Genomic DNA, 14,450 nt, shown 5'->3' on the forward strand with positions numbered 1-14,450 from the left:
GCTGCTATCTGTGGACGGGCCTCCTCGCGGATCAGGAGGGCGTTTCGGGACACACATCTATCTGATCTCTTCCGCCGACTCCGCCTCGACGGGGTGGTCGGCGTCTATCCAGCCGTCGTTCAGCTTGATGATGCGCTCCCCGTAGTCCGCCAGCGTTTCCGAATGGGTCACCTGCACGATCGTCACGTCATCCTCTGTGTTCAGCCGCGTCAGGGTCTCCATAATCTCCTCGCTCTGGTCCGACTGCAGGTTCCCGGTCGGCTCGTCGGCCAGAATGACCGTGGGCTCGATGATGAGCGCCCGCGCCACGCCCACGAGTTGCTGCTGCCCCCCGGAGAGCTGGTGGGGAAACAGATCCTTCTTCGCCACGAGCCGAAACCGATCGAGCATCTCGGCCACCTTGCTCTCGCGCTCCGACGCGGAGAGGCCCTTGTAGATGAGCGGCGTCTCCAGGTTCTCGTAGACGGTCAGGTCGTCGATCAGGTGGTAGGACTGAAAGACGAAGCCGATCTGCGAGCGGTGAATCTCGGTCCGGCGGTCTTCGCTCATCAAGTGGACAGGGTCGCCCATGAACTCGTACGTGCCCTCGGTCGGCGCGTCGAGCAGGCCCAGGATGTGGAGCAGCGTCGTCTTGCCGGCCCCCGACGGGCCCTGAACGGTGACAAACGCCCCCGCCTCAATGTCGAGGTCAATCTGGCGGAGGACAAAGGTCTGCGAGAGGCCGTCGCGATAGGCCTTGGTGAGGTCGCGTGTACGAATCATAGCAGTACCAGGAGCGAACGAGCGAGAACGGCGACGACGGACTGTGCGGGAAGGGCCTCGGACCGCGAGCCCGCGGAGAAGAACACGGACGGCTGCACCGCGAATCTGTCAAGGACGGCCCCTAGACTCCAACTCAGGAGAACGGCCACTCTTGCCGGACGAGTCATGGCGTCTGTAGGGACGAAAAGGAAAAGGGCAGTTGTACCCGTGGTAGAGGTCAACACCTGTGCCAGGTCTCAAAAGCCCGCCTCAGCGCCGCTGAGGCAAGTCTGAGTGGCACGTTCGGGCCTGAAGTGTGCGCATTCGCACAGCCCCCTGCGCGTCAGCGCACGATGGATGGAGGCGCCCGCAACTGGGCACGAAACGCCAATGCCTGTTCCCATCTGAGTCCCCGTCTCAGTCCCCAGCGTTCGGAGCCTCAGTGCTCTTCCTCCGCCGATGACACGTGATGGGCACGGCCCTGCCTTCCGGCACCCCGATCTGCACAAGCGACCAGTCCGAGTTGTAGTTGTCGAGGAAGGCGCGGATCTGCTCGGCCCGCTCCCCGGGCGTGACCTCAGGGCCCCAGGTGACCGTTTCGATGCGGTACTCCATCAGAAGTGTTCGCCCGCCGACCGTGACCTCCAGCTCGAGGGTCTCGTCCGCCTCGGGCATGAGGATCGGAATGCTGACTTGGCCCATGGCGTCGCCGCTATTTTGCTGTTCGCCCGCGAAGCTTGCCCATTGCTCCCCGCTGACTGTTGGTCCGTTATTGCAAATCGGTTGTAAATCGTCGGAGCGATCCGGGCAGCACCCACGCCCGACGGCCAGCGCCTAACAGTCAACCCGTCTGCTCATTCGTCGCGAAGCGTCCGGGCCGGGTCGGTCTGCGCGGCACGGACCGTCTGCGACCCGACCGCGAGGAACGCTAATACGCCCAAGCCCGCGGCACTCAGCACGAACGGCAGCGCGCCCATCTCAATCCGGTAGGCCATGCTGCGGAGCCAAAGCCGGTTCAGCCACCACGCCAGGGGCAGGCCCAGCGCCCCCGCGGCGCCCACCAGCCACAGGAAGTCCTTCGACAACAGCCCTACGACGGAGGGCACGGTCGCGCCCAGTGCTTTCCGAATCCCGATCTCGCGGGTGCGGGTCTGCACCGTGTAGGTGGCAATGCCGAGCAGGCCCAGGCACCCGATGAGGGCGGCCAGGGCTGCCACCAGCGCCAGGACGCCCCCGGCCTCAGCGATCGGCGTCACAACCCCGCTCCGTACGATCTCGTCGTAGCGGCGCACGTCGGGAGGGTTCACGGAATCGAACTGCTGCCACGTGCTACTCAGGGCGGTGAGGGCGGCCTGCTCCTGTGACGAGGCCACCTCGGCGATGGCGGCCCGAAACCCAGCCGGGTCGTAGCGAAACACCACCGGCTGATCCGGCGACTCCGAAAAACGGATGTAGAAGTTTGGGGTGACGGCGGCGATGCGGACCTGGCGCGTGGTGTCGCGCCGCTCCATCATCACGGGCGCGCCGAGGGCCGACTTCGCCGACTCGAACCCGAGCGTGCGGGTCGCCGCCTTGTTGGCGACGATCACCTGCCCATCTTCAAATCGCGCCTCCGACCACTCGTCGGTCGTCGTTAGGGGAACGTCGAGGATCCGAAGCGCCTCGTAGTCGGCCGGGTAGTAGATCGACGCAAAGGAATCGGCAATGTGGGCCGAGTGGAGAGACGCGGTGGTGGTGCGCCCGTCGAGGGGGAGGTTGCGCACCGCACCCACCTGCTCAACGCCGGTGACGGCCCGGGCCTCCTGCCGGAAGGGCGTCATCGGGGCGTCTTGCAACGCCACGCGCGCAACATGGTCGGTCCGGACGCCTGCATTGTCCCGCTGCTCCATGTGCTGGACCTGCTGGTAGACCAGCGCCGCGGTCACGATCACCACGATGGCAACGGTAAACTGGAGCACCGTGAGAACCTTGCGTAGGGTCATCCAGCCCAACCCGGGCGTCTCGCTCTGCGCACTGGCCTTGAGCACCCGCGCCGGACGGAATTTCGACAGGTGCCACGCCGGATAGAGGCCGGCCACGGCCCCCACGCCCAGCGCAAAGAGCAGGAAGGCCCCGTACACGAGCGGGCCCTGCCGCACGTCAATCTGAGCGCCGAGGGTCTGATGGATCGAGAGTTGGTTATACAGGGGCACGAGTCCCTGCAGGAGTACAAGCGCGAGGCCCAGTGCCAGCAGCGACACGATGGTGCCCTCCGCAACAAATTGCCCCATTACCTGCCGCCGCCGGGCCCCCACAGCTTTTCGGACGCCCACCTCCCGGGCCCGCGTGAGCGACCGGGCGGTCGATAAGTTGACGTAGTTGAAGGCGGCCGCCACCAGCACCAGCAGCGCCAGAATGCCCAGAAAGTACCCGATGACTGACGGCAGCATCCCCGTCGCAATCTCGTTGGGGAGGAGCTCGCTCAGCGGCAGTGCCGAGAGGGCCTGCAGCCGGAACGCCTCCGGCGGCACGCCCTCCGCCGACGGGGGTGGCAGGTACTGCTCCTCGATCTGCCGGAGGGTCGGCGCCAGGTCGGCCGGCGTGGTGCCGGGCGCGAGGCGGAGATACGTGTAGTAGGCATAACCTCTATCCCAGTCGCTCTCAATCTCCTCGGCCCGGGTCTGCTGGAGGGTGGCGAACGAATACAGCACGTCGAAGTCCAGGTGCGACCGATAGGCGTCGCGGTCCACGACGCCAGTAACGGTGAAGGTGCCCATCTCCTTAAGCTGAAAGGTGCGGCCCATCGGGTTTTGGTCCCCGTACAGCTGGGTTTCGAAGTCCTGGGCGATCACCGCGGTGTAGGGATCACTCAAGACCTCTGCCGCCCTTCCGGCCTCCAGCTGAAAGCCAAAGAGGTCGAAGAACTGCGGCTCGGCGTAGAGGCCCTGGGCACGGAATCCGCGGTTATCCTGCGACACGTTGCGGTCGGTGCGCCGCAGACGCGTGGCCGTTTCGAGGCCCGCGACCCCGTCCCGAAGTACCGGCGCCAGTCCCGCCGGCGACGGGGCGTACGGGTCCGGATTCTCCTGATGGGTGGTCGTGACGCGATGGATGCGCTCGCTGTCGGGATGGAAGTCGTCGTGCGTCACCTGATCCCAGAAGAGCAGGCCCACGAGCAGGCAGACAGCCATCCCCGCCGCTAGGCCCACCACGTTGATGGCGGTGATGCCCTTCTGCTTCCAGAGCGTGCGGAGCGCAATCTTGAGGTAGTTGCGGAGCATGGGATTTCAGACTTGGTGTTGAGGACCGAGGCGTTGTGATGCTGATGGGTTGAGGAAGCGAATCTCCTGAGCACCCACGCCCCTGAACCGGTGAATGCTATTCCTCCCGAAGCGCGGGGGCCGGGTCCACGAGGGCGGCGCGGATCGAGTGCACGCTCACGGTGCCGAGCGCGAGGAGTGCCACCACGATGCCGGCGCTCAGAAAGAGCCACGGCCCCAGATCCACGCGGTAGGCAAAGCCCTCCAGCCACGCCTGCGCGCCGAGATAAGCCCCCGGCGCGGCTACGACAAACGCGATGCCGACGAGGGCGAGGAAGTCCTTCGACAGCAGGCCAAGGAGGTGGCTCATCGTCGCCCCCAGCACCTTGCGGATGCCAATTTCTTTCCGGCGCTGCCGCACCGTGAAGGCCGCGAGTCCGAGGAGGCCCAGGCACGCCACGAACAGGGCCAGGCCCGCGAAGCCGCCGAAGATGGATGCGAGACGCCGTTCGGCCTGGTACTGGCGCTCGAAATCTGCGTCGAGGAAGAAGTGCTCGGTCGGATACGCCGGGTAGAGATCGTTCGACGTCTGCCGCAGGTGATCGAGGGCCTGCGATGCCTGACCGGGGCCTACTCGCATCGCTGCGTACTCGTAGCCTTCGGGGGCGAAGCGCAAAAAGAGAGGCTCGATTTTTTGTCGGAGCGAGAAGTGATGGTAGTCTTCAACGACGCCTACGACCTCGTAAAGAGTCTTTTCGTTGCGGCGCATTGTCTTTCCGACCGCCGTCCTGGGGCGATCCCATCCGTTCACCTCCACAGCCGTCTCGTTGACGAGTACCGGGCGCGGATCTTTTGCACCCCGGTCCCCTGGACGAAAGCCACGTCCAGCAATGACCTCCAAGTCGAGGGTTTCCAAATAGTCCGCATCCACGTCGTACCGGCGCAGGTCGCGCGTCTCGTCGTCGGGATGTCCCTCCGGACGCACCACAATGCCGTCGGCAATCGAGCGGCCCGGCACGCCGCCCGTCACGGCGGCCCGTTGAATGCTGGGCGCGCGCGACAGCTCCTGCTTCAGCGTGCGATACTGCTGGGCGACCAATGTGTCCGGCACCGGACGCAGGTCGGCCACGAGCACCTGCTTGTCCTGAAAGCCCAGATCCTGGCCCTGCATGTACGCGAACTGGCGGAGGATCACGGCGACGCCAATCACGAGGGCCATGGCCACGCCAAACTGAAAGACCACGAGCCCCTTACGAAGCCACTGCCGCTGCCGCGATCCGGTCAGGAAATCCTGAAGCACGCGCGCCGGCTGGAAGCGGGAGAGGACCAGGGCCGGGTAGCTCCCGGCCAGGACCCCCACCATGGTCACGCCCACGATGGCCCCTACGATTACCGTGGGGGCTGCCAACGTTGAGACCGAAAGCGTCTTTCCACTAACGGCGTTCACGAGCGGCAGGCCCACCGCCACGAGGCCCACCGCCAGAACCGCCCCGGACAGTACCGTCAAGACCGACTCGGCGAGAAACTGCCCGGCGAGGCCGCTCTGCGTGGCCCCGATCGCCTTGCGCACGCCGACCTCGCGGGCGCGGTCCATCGACCGCGCCGTCGCCAGGTTCATGAAGTTGATACACGCAACCAGCAGCACGAGGACGGCGATGCCTGCAAAGAGGGAGACAGTTTGAATGTCGCCCGATTCGCTTAGGGCATAGCGCCGGTCGGAGTGAAGGTGGATGTCTGAGACCTGCTGCAAGCTGAGAATAGACGTCATCCCAAGGACCTCCTGTACGCGCCCGCCCGTCTCTTCGTCGACGAACTGGGCGATGTCTTCCTCAAACGACTGAACGTCGGCGCCACTGGACAGAACGAGATACGTGTAGGCGTTGATGTTGCCCCAACTCTGCTGCTGAGAGTCGCTGAGGCTCGAGTACGAGAAGACGCCTTCAAACTGGAGGTGAGTATTCGCTGGTGGGTCGTCCACGATCCCTGTCACCGTGTATTCGGTCTCGTCCGCCACGATCGTCTGTCCCATCGGATCCTGGTCGCCGAAGTACGTCCTTGCGGTCCGCTCCGTCAGCACCACCGACCTCGGCGCCCGTAGCGCTGTCGAATCGCCCCGCTGCAGCGTAAACCCGAAGGATTCGAAAAGGTCGGGCTCGGCGTAGAAAAACGACCGATCCCGGTAAAACTGCGCCCCCACCTTCACGGTCGGTTCTCGGGCGTTGTGCAGCCGAACAGCCGTCTCTACCTCCGGATATTTGCGCTCTAGGATCGGGCCGACCGGCTGAGGGGTGGATGCGAGTTCTCGCACATGATCGTCTCCTTTCAGGTCCGTGACCACCCGGTGGAGCCGATCGCCTGTGGGGTGAAAGTCGTCGTAGCTGAGCTCGTCGGCCACGTAGAGCCCGATGCACGCGCACACGGCGAGGCCCACGGCCAGTCCGAGGACGTTGATGGTCGTGTAGCCGAGGTGGCGGCGCATGCGCCGGAGCGCCACGGTGAGGTGGTTGCGGAGCATGGCTTTGGGGGTCTAGTGTGAAGGTTGAGGGCAGAGCACATGTCCTTGAGCACCGGGATCCCCAGAGCAGAATTCATTCGTCCCGCAGCGTCGTCGCTGGGTCGGTGCGGGCGGCGCGGAGGGCGTGTACGCTTGCGGTGAGGCCGGCAATCAGGAGGGCGCCCGCGGCGGTCACCACGAAGGGAAGGGCGCCGAGCGCCAGCCCTATGATGTTGAGGACGGCGTACAGAGGACGACGTCGGATGCGTCGGAGGGCGATCGTAAGCGTATTGAGGGGCACGGACTGAAGTGTTCTTGTTGTGATGGAGGGGACGAAAAACCGCTCGGTCCAAGAGGGCCAGCCCACACGTTACGCGAACACGAGTCAGACCCCAGGATGGGCGGCGTACTCCTGCTCGATGAAGTTTTCGGAGACGACCTTGCCATCGAACAGGTGGATGGTGCGGGCCGAGTACTCGGCGTCGGCGGGGGAGTGGGTCACCATCACGATGGTGGTGCCCGCCTCGTTGAGGTCCGAGAGCAGCTCCATCACCTGCGCGCCGTTCGTGGAGTCGAGGTTCCCGGTCGGCTCGTCGGCCAGGATCAGCTTCGGGTTGGCCACCACCGCGCGCGCCACGGCCACCCGCTGCTGCTGGCCTCCGGACAACTGCTGCGGAAAGTGATCGCGGCGGTGGGCGATCTGCACCCGATCCAGGGCCGCCTCCACCCGTTCGCTGCGCTCGGCGGAGGGGGTGTCGAGGTAGAGGAGGGGCAGCTCCACGTTCTCGTAGACGGTGAGCTCGTCGATCAGGTTAAAGCTCTGAAAGACGAACCCGATGTTGCCCTTCCGGAGCTTCGCGCGCTGGCGCTCGCTGCGGTCGCCGACCTCCTGCCCGTCGAACGCGTAGCGGCCCTCGGTCGGGGCGTCGAGCAGGCCGAGCACGTTGAGGAGGGTAGACTTGCCGCAGCCGGACGGGCCCATCACCGACACGAACTCGCCGGTGTCGATCTCGATGTTGACGCCGTTGAGGGCCAGGGTTTCGACCTCGTCGGTGCGGTAGACCTTCTGTAGGTTCTCGGTCTTGATCATGGGCTTTTCTTACTGGTTGGAAAAAGTGTGGCTGATGCTTGAGCGTAGACCGGGGGCGCCTCCATTCCCCCTAGCGAGGCAGAAAGGCGACGAATACGAATTCGATCGGCACTCGTTACTCGTCACCCGATGTTGCCGTTGCGTCCGTCCAGGCGGTCCGCCGCGCCCGAGCACGGATGATGCAGGGCTGGACGGCGGCGGTTTGATCACTGGAGACCATATTTGTGGCTCTAATAAAAGGTCAGATCCGATTTTGATGTCGGGTCGAAGGCCGTGCACGATTCCTACTGGAGAGACAGACGGTCGGCGTCGCCGAAGGTGTCGTAGCTGCTGGTGATGACCTTGTCGCCCGGCGCCAGCCCTTCCAGCACTTCGAAGTGATTGGGGTTCTGGCGCCCGAGGCGGATGGACCGCCGCACCGCCATGTCCTCGCCTTCAGCGAGCACGTAGGCCCAGTTGCCGCCGGTGCTTTGGTAAAACCCGCCCCGCGCCAGGAGGGTTGCCTCCTGCGGCTGCCCCAGTTGAAGCCTCAGGCGCGCCGTCTGGCCGCGGCGCAGGCCGCGGGGGGAGCCGCCCTGCACGGCGAGGTCCACCTCAAACCGGCCGTCCTCAACCTCCGGATAGACGCGGTCGACAACGAGGGTGCGGGCCGTGTCCCCGAGGGCGTCGGTGGTGGCCGTCTGGCCGTGCTGGACACGCTCGATGTAAAACTCGTCGACCTGGGCCCGCAGCTTGAAGTCGTCGGTGTTGTCGACCCGCCCGATCCGCTGGCCCCGCCCGATCGTCTGTCCGACCTCCGCGTTGAGGGACGTCAGTTGCCCGTTGATGGGGGCGCGGACGGTCAGGCTCTCCACCGATTCCTGGATGACCTCGTACTGCTCGTCGAGCCGCTGACGCTGCTGGCGCTGCTGCTGGAGTTGAGACCGAAAGCTGAGGGAGTCCTGCCGGTAGGCCGACCGGGTCAGCTCCAGCCGACGGCGCTGGTACCGGAGGTCATCGCGGGTCCGCTGAAACGCCCGGTCGGCAATCAGGTCCTGATCGTGGAGCCGCTTCTGGCGCTTGAACTGTCGCTCCAGTTGGCGGATCTGGTTCCGGATGTTGGCCAGGTCGCGCTGGAGGCTTAGCCGGCGCTCCTCCATCGACATCCGCAGCTGCTGCATGTTGCTTCGCTGCTCGGCCAGCCGGGTCTCGGTGTCGGCGAGCTCCAGGCGGAGGTCGTTGTTGGAGAGGCGCAGAATTGGGTCGCCCGCCCGGACCTGCGCCCCGGCCCGGGCGGGGACCGCCTCGATGCGCCCCCCTTCCTCGGCGCTCAGAAAGACCGTCTTCTCCGGAACGGCCGTGCCGGTTACCGCGATGAACTCCTGGAAGTCCCCCTGCCCGACAGTCGAAATCGTGACCTTCTCGCGGTCGACATTAAGGACGCGCCCCCCCGTGGCGGTGTCCCACACGCCGTACGCCAGCGCGCCGACGATCAGAAAGGCCGCGAGTCCGGCGGCTACGCGTGTCGGGGTGAAAACGGGCGTCTCGATGTTGCGGTCGATGCCTTCTCCGGTGCCGCCCGTTTCGGTATCGCCCCCGGAGGAGGGATTGCCCTGAAGGAGGGGCGACTCGGGCGAGGACGACTCATCGGAGGCCCGATTCTCGGGGGACGTTCCGTTTGGGGCGGTCGAGTCCTGTGGCGCCATGAGCGAACAGAGATGATTCGGAAGCAGGTCGTAGCGGAGGCAAGGCGTGTCAGCCTCCACGGGTGCTCTTCGCAATCGCATTTTGTTGTCCGCGCAACGGGCGTTCCAGACTCCAAGGGGGCCCTCAGCGTCGGCAAGCAGGGGGGCATGCGGAGCCGCTGTGCGGATCCGCACAGTCGGATGTGCGCAATCGCCCGCTGGTTGATGGGACCGCCCGCCATGCCGTGGAAAGAGAAACCATCTGCGGATTGCTTCGCTTCAGAATGATGTCCCTCAACGCACTTCCGCACGGACGTCCTGGTGTCGCCATGCCTGCCTCCCCCGCGTCCCCCAGTGCCGAGACCAACGGTCGGGTGCTCGTCGTCGATGACAACCGGGACGTGCTCACAGCACTTCGTCTCCTGCTCAAAGAACACGTGGGCGCGGTCCACACCGCCACCGACCCGTCGTCCATTCCGTCGCTCCTTGGCGACAACGACTACGACACGATTCTGCTGGACATGAACTTCCAGCAGGACGCCTCCAGCGGCCGGGAGGGGTTTGAGTGGCTCGGCAAGATCCAGGAGATCGATCCGCGGGCCGTGGTGGTTATGATCACGGCGTACGGCGACGTGGACAAGGCCGTGCGCGCCATGAAGGCGGGGGCAGCGGACTTCATCGTGAAGCCGTGGACCGACCCGGAGCTGGTGGCGAGCGTCCAGGCGGCCATCAAGCTCCACCAGACCCGCGCGGCGGCGGAGGCATCAGGGGACGCCCCCTCAAACGCTGAGCCGGACGTGGCCGCGGCGGCGGAGGAACCGCCGCCCGGGTTCGAGGGCATTGTTGGGAGGAGCGCGGAGATGCAGGCAGTCTTCGATCTCATCCAGAAGGTGGCTACGACAAGCGCCAATGTGCTCATCCTCGGCGAGAACGGCACCGGAAAAGAACTCGTGGCCCGTGCGGTGCACCGGCGCTCCGACCGGGCTGAGGGGGCATTCGTGACGGCGGACCTCGGGGCCCTCAGTCCGTCGCTCTTTGAGAGCGAGCTGTTTGGGCACGTGGAGGGGGCCTTTACGGGGGCCGACGCGGACCGGGCGGGGCGCTTCGAGACGGCCGACGGGGGGACGCTCTTTCTCGACGAGATTGGCAACATTCCCCTGGAGCTCCAGAAGAAGCTGCTCACGGTGCTCCAGCGCCGTGAGGTGACGCGGGTGGGGGCGGTGGAGGCGCGGCCCGTTGACATCCGGCTGGTGTGTGCCACGAACCAGCCCATTTACGACGCGACGAACGACGAGGACTTCCGACAGGATCTTCTCTTTCGCATCAACACGGTCGAGATTGAGCTGCCCCCGTTGCGGGAGCGCGGGGACGACGTGCTCCTTCTGGCGCGTCATTTCCTGGGCGAGTACGCGGCGAAATACGATGCCGCGACCACGGGCTTTACGGACGAGGCGCAGGCGGCCCTTCACCAGTACCACTGGCCCGGAAACGTGCGGGAGCTGAGGCACACGGTCGAGCGGGCCGTCATTCTCAGTGAGTCGGCCCAAATCGAGCCCGGCGATCTGCGCTTCTCAGCCCCGTCCCGGGATGCCTCAAGCGGTGATGGAGAAGGGGCCTTCAACACCCTCGACCTTGACGATCTGGAGCAGAAGGCGGTCCGGAAGGCGCTTAGCAAGCACGGGGGCAATGTGAGCCAGGCCGCCGATGAGCTTGGTATTTCCCGCCGTGCCCTTTACCGCCGTATCGAAAAATATGGTCTGTGAGAATGTGCGTTTGGGCGAGGGGCGAATGGAGGAGAAGACGAAAAGGCGAGAGGGGGATGAGCAGAAAGTGGGATTGGAGAGCGAGGAGGAATTTCTTGACCAGTATCAGAAAGATCTTGAGGTCATGGCGATTGAGCGTGTTGAGGATCTGGAGGTGTATCGGTCGGCGTTTTGTTCATCAATGGAGATCTTTCGGCAATCGAAGGAACGGCCGAAGGTGGAGCGGTGCGCGTTGGCGGATCAGATTCGGCGGTTCTCGCGGGCGGTCTGTGCGAATCTTTCGGAGGTGTGGCGAAAGCGGCGGTACCCGAAGCACTTTGTCAACAAGCTGTCGGATGCCGGTGCGGAGGCCAGTGAGACCCGAACGTGGCTCCGGTTTGCGCGGAGTTGTGAGTATCTGGGTTTGGAAGCGTTCGAGACCTTGGACGATCGGTACGATCGGATCTGCGGGGGACTTGTGCAGATGATGGATGCTCCCGAAAAGTGGTGCGGTCCCACCGACTCTGCTCAGGAACCCTCGGTTCCCTACGACACGGAGTAACGCCTCCTCACCCATTCTCCCTTTCGCCCATTCCTCCGTTCGCAAATGCACAAGCGGTTTCGTGTACAGGTGGCTGTGCGGGTTGGGGCCCTGATGGCCTTGGTGGCGGGGGCAGCGTACCTGATCTTCGGGCGCGCTCTCTATCTCCCGGGCGGCCTCCTGGGAGCGTGCGCCATCCCCGTCGGCGTGTCGCTGGTGCGCTACACGGAAAAGACCACCCGCGACCTCACCCGTTTTCTGGAATCGGTCCGCTACGCCGACTTCACCCGCCGGTTCACGACCGATGGGCGCGGGCCGGTCTTTGAGGACCTGCGCGACGCCTTCGAGGACGTAACGGCTGAGTTTCGGCGGCTGCGGGCCGAGAAGGAGCGCCAGGTGCAGTACCTGCAGCAGGTGGTGCAGCACCTCGGGGTGGCCCTGATCACGTACCAGGACGACGGCGAGGTGGAGACGATGAACACGGCCGCCCGGCGTCTCCTCCGCACCGGCCCCATCCGGCACGTAGAGGCGCTCGAACGGGTGAGCGATGAGCTTGCCGAGGCGCTCCGCACGCTCGACTCTGGCGACCAGGCGATGGTGCGGGTGGAGGAGACGGACCGGACGCTCCAGCTGGCCGTCCGGGTGAGCCGGTTTCAGTTGCAGGGGGAGCCCCACGCCCTCGCCTCGATTCAGGACCTCCGCAACGAGTTGGAGGAGAAGGAGATGGAGGCGTGGCAGCAACTCACGAGCGTCCTCACCCACGAGATCATGAATTCCGTGGCGCCCATCTCGTCGCTCGCCTCCACCGCTTCGCGTCGCCTGCAGTCCGGCGGGGGTACTGGAACGATCACCGCCGACCAGGCCGCCGACGCCCAGGAGGCGGTGGACACGATTGAGCGACGGAGCGAGGGCCTCATGAACTTCGTCGACGCCTACCGCAGCTTCACCGACATCCCGGCGCCCGAGTTTGAGGTCCTCGACGCCAGGCCCCTCCTCGACGACGTGGAGAGCCTGCTCCGCGCCCAGATCGAAGAGCAGAGTCTTGAGGTTGCGGCCTCCGTCGACCCCCCTGATCTAACCCTCTCTGGGGACCCCGATCTCCTGGAGCAGTTGCTCATCAACCTGGCGCTGAACGCCGTGCAGGCCATCGAGGAAGACGCTGAGACGAGGCAGGGGCGCATCGAATTCCGCGCGTTCGTCGACCGGCGGAGTCGTCCCGTGATTCAGGTGGAGGACAACGGCCCGGGCATCCCCGACGACGTGCAAGAGAAGATCTTCGTTCCCTTCTTTACCACGAAGGAGGAGGGCTCCGGGATCGGCCTCAGCCTGTCGCGCCAAATCATGCGTCTGCATGGGGGCAGTCTCTCGGTCCGCTCCACGGAAGGCGACGGGTCGGTTTTCACGCTCCGTTTCTGAGGAGCGGACGGCACCGCCCCGCGCCAAGTCACGATGCCTGTCCCATGGCGGCCTCCCGGTTTTGCCGACTGATGAGCTTCCACTTTTCCGTCCGGAAGCGGTAGTAGATGACCGCGGCGGGCACGGCAGTCTCGGCGAACAGGGTGCCGTAGAGCCCCCAGATGCCGAGCGACGTGACGGCCCCGAGGTAGGCCAGGGGCAGCGCAAAGACGAAGAGCCCCAACAGCTGGCCGTAGAAGGGCCAGGTGGTGTCGCCGCTGGCACGGAGCGGCCCCAGGGCGCCGTTCATGACGCCCCAAAGCAGCACGCTCACGCAGGCCGCCCGGATGAGGGCCGTGGTGGTGGTGCGCACGGCGCCCTCGTCCACGAAGAGCGCGCTGACCGGGTCGGCCACGACGAACACGGCGGCCCCGACTAGGGCGTAGGTCGCGACGGTAAAGCGGAGGGTGTCGCGGGCGTAGCCGTCGGCGTCCTGTTCGTTGCCCGCGCCGAGCGACTGGCCGACGAGGCTGCTGGAGGCCAGGCCGAAGCCCCAACCGGGCGTGTTCATGAGGGCCCGCACGCGGAGCGCGACCACGAAGGCGGCCACCATGTTGGGCCCGTAGAGGCCCACGATGGCGAGCAGGGGAAACTGCCCGCCGTTCTGGGCCACCTTCCGCAGGGCCAGGGGCGTCGAGATGCGGGCCAGGTGACGGGCGTCCGCTGCGTCCCAGTAGGGCGCCGACCAGTCGATCTGCACGGGCAGGGTCCCCACGAACGGAAGGCGTCCCGCGGTGAGCCCCCATCCGAGGAAGAGCACGCCGCCGATGCTTCCAAGAACCGTCCCCAACGCGGCCCCGACCACGCCGAGGTCGAAGACAAAGATAAAGACGGCGTTCAGCCCCACGTTGATCACCGCGCCCCCGGCCCGCACGATCATGGGCGTCCACGCATCGTCGGCCCCGATGAGGGTGCGGCTCCCCACCAGGTTGAGGGCCGCGAAGGGCATCGCTAGACTCGCGACCCGCAGGTACCGCGTGCCGTACTGGATGGCCTCCTCGCCCGTCCCGATGAGGCGAATGAGCGGCTCCGGAAGCGTCCAGAACACGACGACCAGGGGCAGTGTCACCAGGAGCGCGGCCACCACGCTCACCTTCACCGCCCGATCAATGTCATCGTGCCGCCCGGCCCCGTACCGCTGCGAGACGAGGCTAATCGTGCCCCCGGCGATGCCGCCTCCGAGCATGTACGTCATGGTCCAGTACGGCACCCCGTACCCGACGCCCGCAATGGCGGCCGGCCCCACGGCCACGCCCACCATCGCCACGTCGGCGGTTGCCTTCGACATGCGCGCTAGGCCCGTCAGGATGCGGGGCCAGGCCAGGTCCGCGATCCGTTGGACCCGCGACGCCGCGATGAGTTGCAGACGAGCAAGGAGGCGCCCAATGCCCTCGACGGCGGCGCGGATGGGATTCAGCACAGAGGCGGAACGGAACGGGAAAACAGCGTGGACAGTCCCGATGCCTAGATGGATGACACATCGG

The 14,450-nt window shown here is 65.7% G+C and carries 11 protein-coding genes; 3 read left to right on the forward strand and 8 right to left on the reverse strand.

Annotated features, from left to right (window positions below):
• Positions 1–57: 57 nt before the first annotated feature.
• The 7 genes from OJB03_RS13980 to OJB03_RS14010 all read right to left on the reverse strand — a co-directional run bounded on the left by OJB03_RS13980 (position 58) and on the right by OJB03_RS14010 (position 9,249).
• A complete protein-coding gene (locus tag OJB03_RS13980) occupies positions 58–762 on the reverse strand; it encodes an ABC transporter ATP-binding protein (protein ID WP_263788524.1) in 705 nt (234 codons plus the stop codon).
• Positions 763–1,158: 396 nt separating this feature from the next.
• On the reverse strand, positions 1,159–1,443 hold the full coding sequence (locus OJB03_RS13985; RefSeq protein ID WP_263788526.1) for a hypothetical protein: 285 nt from the start codon (positions 1,441–1,443) through the stop codon (positions 1,159–1,161).
• Between the two features lie 152 nt (positions 1,444–1,595).
• A complete protein-coding gene (locus tag OJB03_RS13990; RefSeq protein ID WP_263788529.1) occupies positions 1,596–4,001 on the reverse strand; it encodes an FtsX-like permease family protein in 2,406 nt (801 codons plus the stop codon).
• Between the two features lie 97 nt (positions 4,002–4,098).
• Positions 4,099–6,495 carry an ABC transporter permease gene (locus tag OJB03_RS13995; protein WP_263788532.1) on the reverse strand — a complete coding sequence of 799 codons (2,397 nt, stop codon included), beginning with the start codon at positions 6,493–6,495 and terminating at the stop codon, positions 4,099–4,101.
• A gap of 73 nt (positions 6,496–6,568) precedes the next feature.
• The gene (locus OJB03_RS14000) at positions 6,569–6,775 is read right to left on the reverse strand and encodes a hypothetical protein (protein WP_263788533.1); all 207 of its coding nucleotides are present in this window, start codon (positions 6,773–6,775) and stop codon (positions 6,569–6,571) included.
• A gap of 84 nt (positions 6,776–6,859) precedes the next feature.
• Entirely contained in the window at positions 6,860–7,564 is a 705-nt protein-coding gene (locus OJB03_RS14005; protein ID WP_263788535.1) for an ABC transporter ATP-binding protein, read from the reverse strand.
• 284 nt (positions 7,565–7,848) lie between these two features.
• Complete coding sequence (locus tag OJB03_RS14010) at positions 7,849–9,249, reverse strand: efflux RND transporter periplasmic adaptor subunit (protein ID WP_263788537.1); 1,401 nt, start codon at positions 9,247–9,249, stop codon at positions 7,849–7,851.
• A gap of 308 nt (positions 9,250–9,557) precedes the next feature.
• Here OJB03_RS14010 and OJB03_RS14015 point away from each other — a divergent pair, with 308 nt between their 5' ends.
• Genes OJB03_RS14015 through OJB03_RS14025 form a run of 3 tightly spaced genes read left to right on the forward strand, consistent with a single transcriptional unit; the run spans position 9,558 to position 12,927 of the window.
• Complete coding sequence (locus OJB03_RS14015; protein ID WP_263788539.1) at positions 9,558–10,991, forward strand: sigma-54-dependent transcriptional regulator; 1,434 nt, start codon at positions 9,558–9,560, stop codon at positions 10,989–10,991.
• Positions 10,981–11,532, forward strand: coding sequence for a four helix bundle protein (locus OJB03_RS14020; protein WP_263788541.1), 552 nt, complete (start codon positions 10,981–10,983; stop codon positions 11,530–11,532). Before OJB03_RS14015 ends, OJB03_RS14020 begins: the two co-directional genes overlap by 11 nt.
• 45 nt (positions 11,533–11,577) lie before the next feature.
• Complete coding sequence (locus tag OJB03_RS14025) at positions 11,578–12,927, forward strand: sensor histidine kinase (protein WP_263788543.1); 1,350 nt, start codon at positions 11,578–11,580, stop codon at positions 12,925–12,927.
• A gap of 28 nt (positions 12,928–12,955) precedes the next feature.
• Here OJB03_RS14025 and OJB03_RS14030 read toward each other — a convergent pair whose 3' ends face one another.
• Entirely contained in the window at positions 12,956–14,386 is a 1,431-nt protein-coding gene (locus tag OJB03_RS14030) for an MATE family efflux transporter (RefSeq protein WP_263788545.1), read from the reverse strand.
• Positions 14,387–14,450: the final 64 nt, after the last annotated feature.

The sequence above is a fragment of the Salinibacter grassmerensis genome, from assembly GCF_947077765.1.
Lineage (GTDB): Bacteria > Bacteroidota > Rhodothermia > Rhodothermales > Salinibacteraceae > Salinibacter > Salinibacter grassmerensis.

Excerpts from the sequence above, each read along its gene's own strand:
- OJB03_RS14005 (WP_263788535.1), bottom strand. The coding sequence starts at position 7,564 with ATGATCAAGACCGAGAACCTACAGAAGGTCTACCGCACCGACGAGGTC.
- OJB03_RS14010 (WP_263788537.1), bottom strand. The coding sequence starts at position 9,249 with ATGGCGCCACAGGACTCGACCGCCCCAAACGGAACGTCCCCCGAGAAT.
- OJB03_RS14015 (WP_263788539.1), top strand. The coding sequence starts at position 9,558 with ATGCCTGCCTCCCCCGCGTCCCCCAGTGCCGAGACCAACGGTCGGGTG.
- OJB03_RS13990 (WP_263788529.1), bottom strand. The coding sequence starts at position 4,001 with ATGCTCCGCAACTACCTCAAGATTGCGCTCCGCACGCTCTGGAAGCAG.
- OJB03_RS13985 (WP_263788526.1), bottom strand. The coding sequence starts at position 1,443 with ATGGGCCAAGTCAGCATTCCGATCCTCATGCCCGAGGCGGACGAGACC.
- OJB03_RS13980 (WP_263788524.1), bottom strand. The coding sequence starts at position 762 with ATGATTCGTACACGCGACCTCACCAAGGCCTATCGCGACGGCCTCTCG.
- OJB03_RS14020 (WP_263788541.1), top strand. The coding sequence starts at position 10,981 with ATGGTCTGTGAGAATGTGCGTTTGGGCGAGGGGCGAATGGAGGAGAAG.
- OJB03_RS13995 (WP_263788532.1), bottom strand. The coding sequence starts at position 6,495 with ATGCTCCGCAACCACCTCACCGTGGCGCTCCGGCGCATGCGCCGCCAC.
- OJB03_RS14025 (WP_263788543.1), top strand. The coding sequence starts at position 11,578 with ATGCACAAGCGGTTTCGTGTACAGGTGGCTGTGCGGGTTGGGGCCCTG.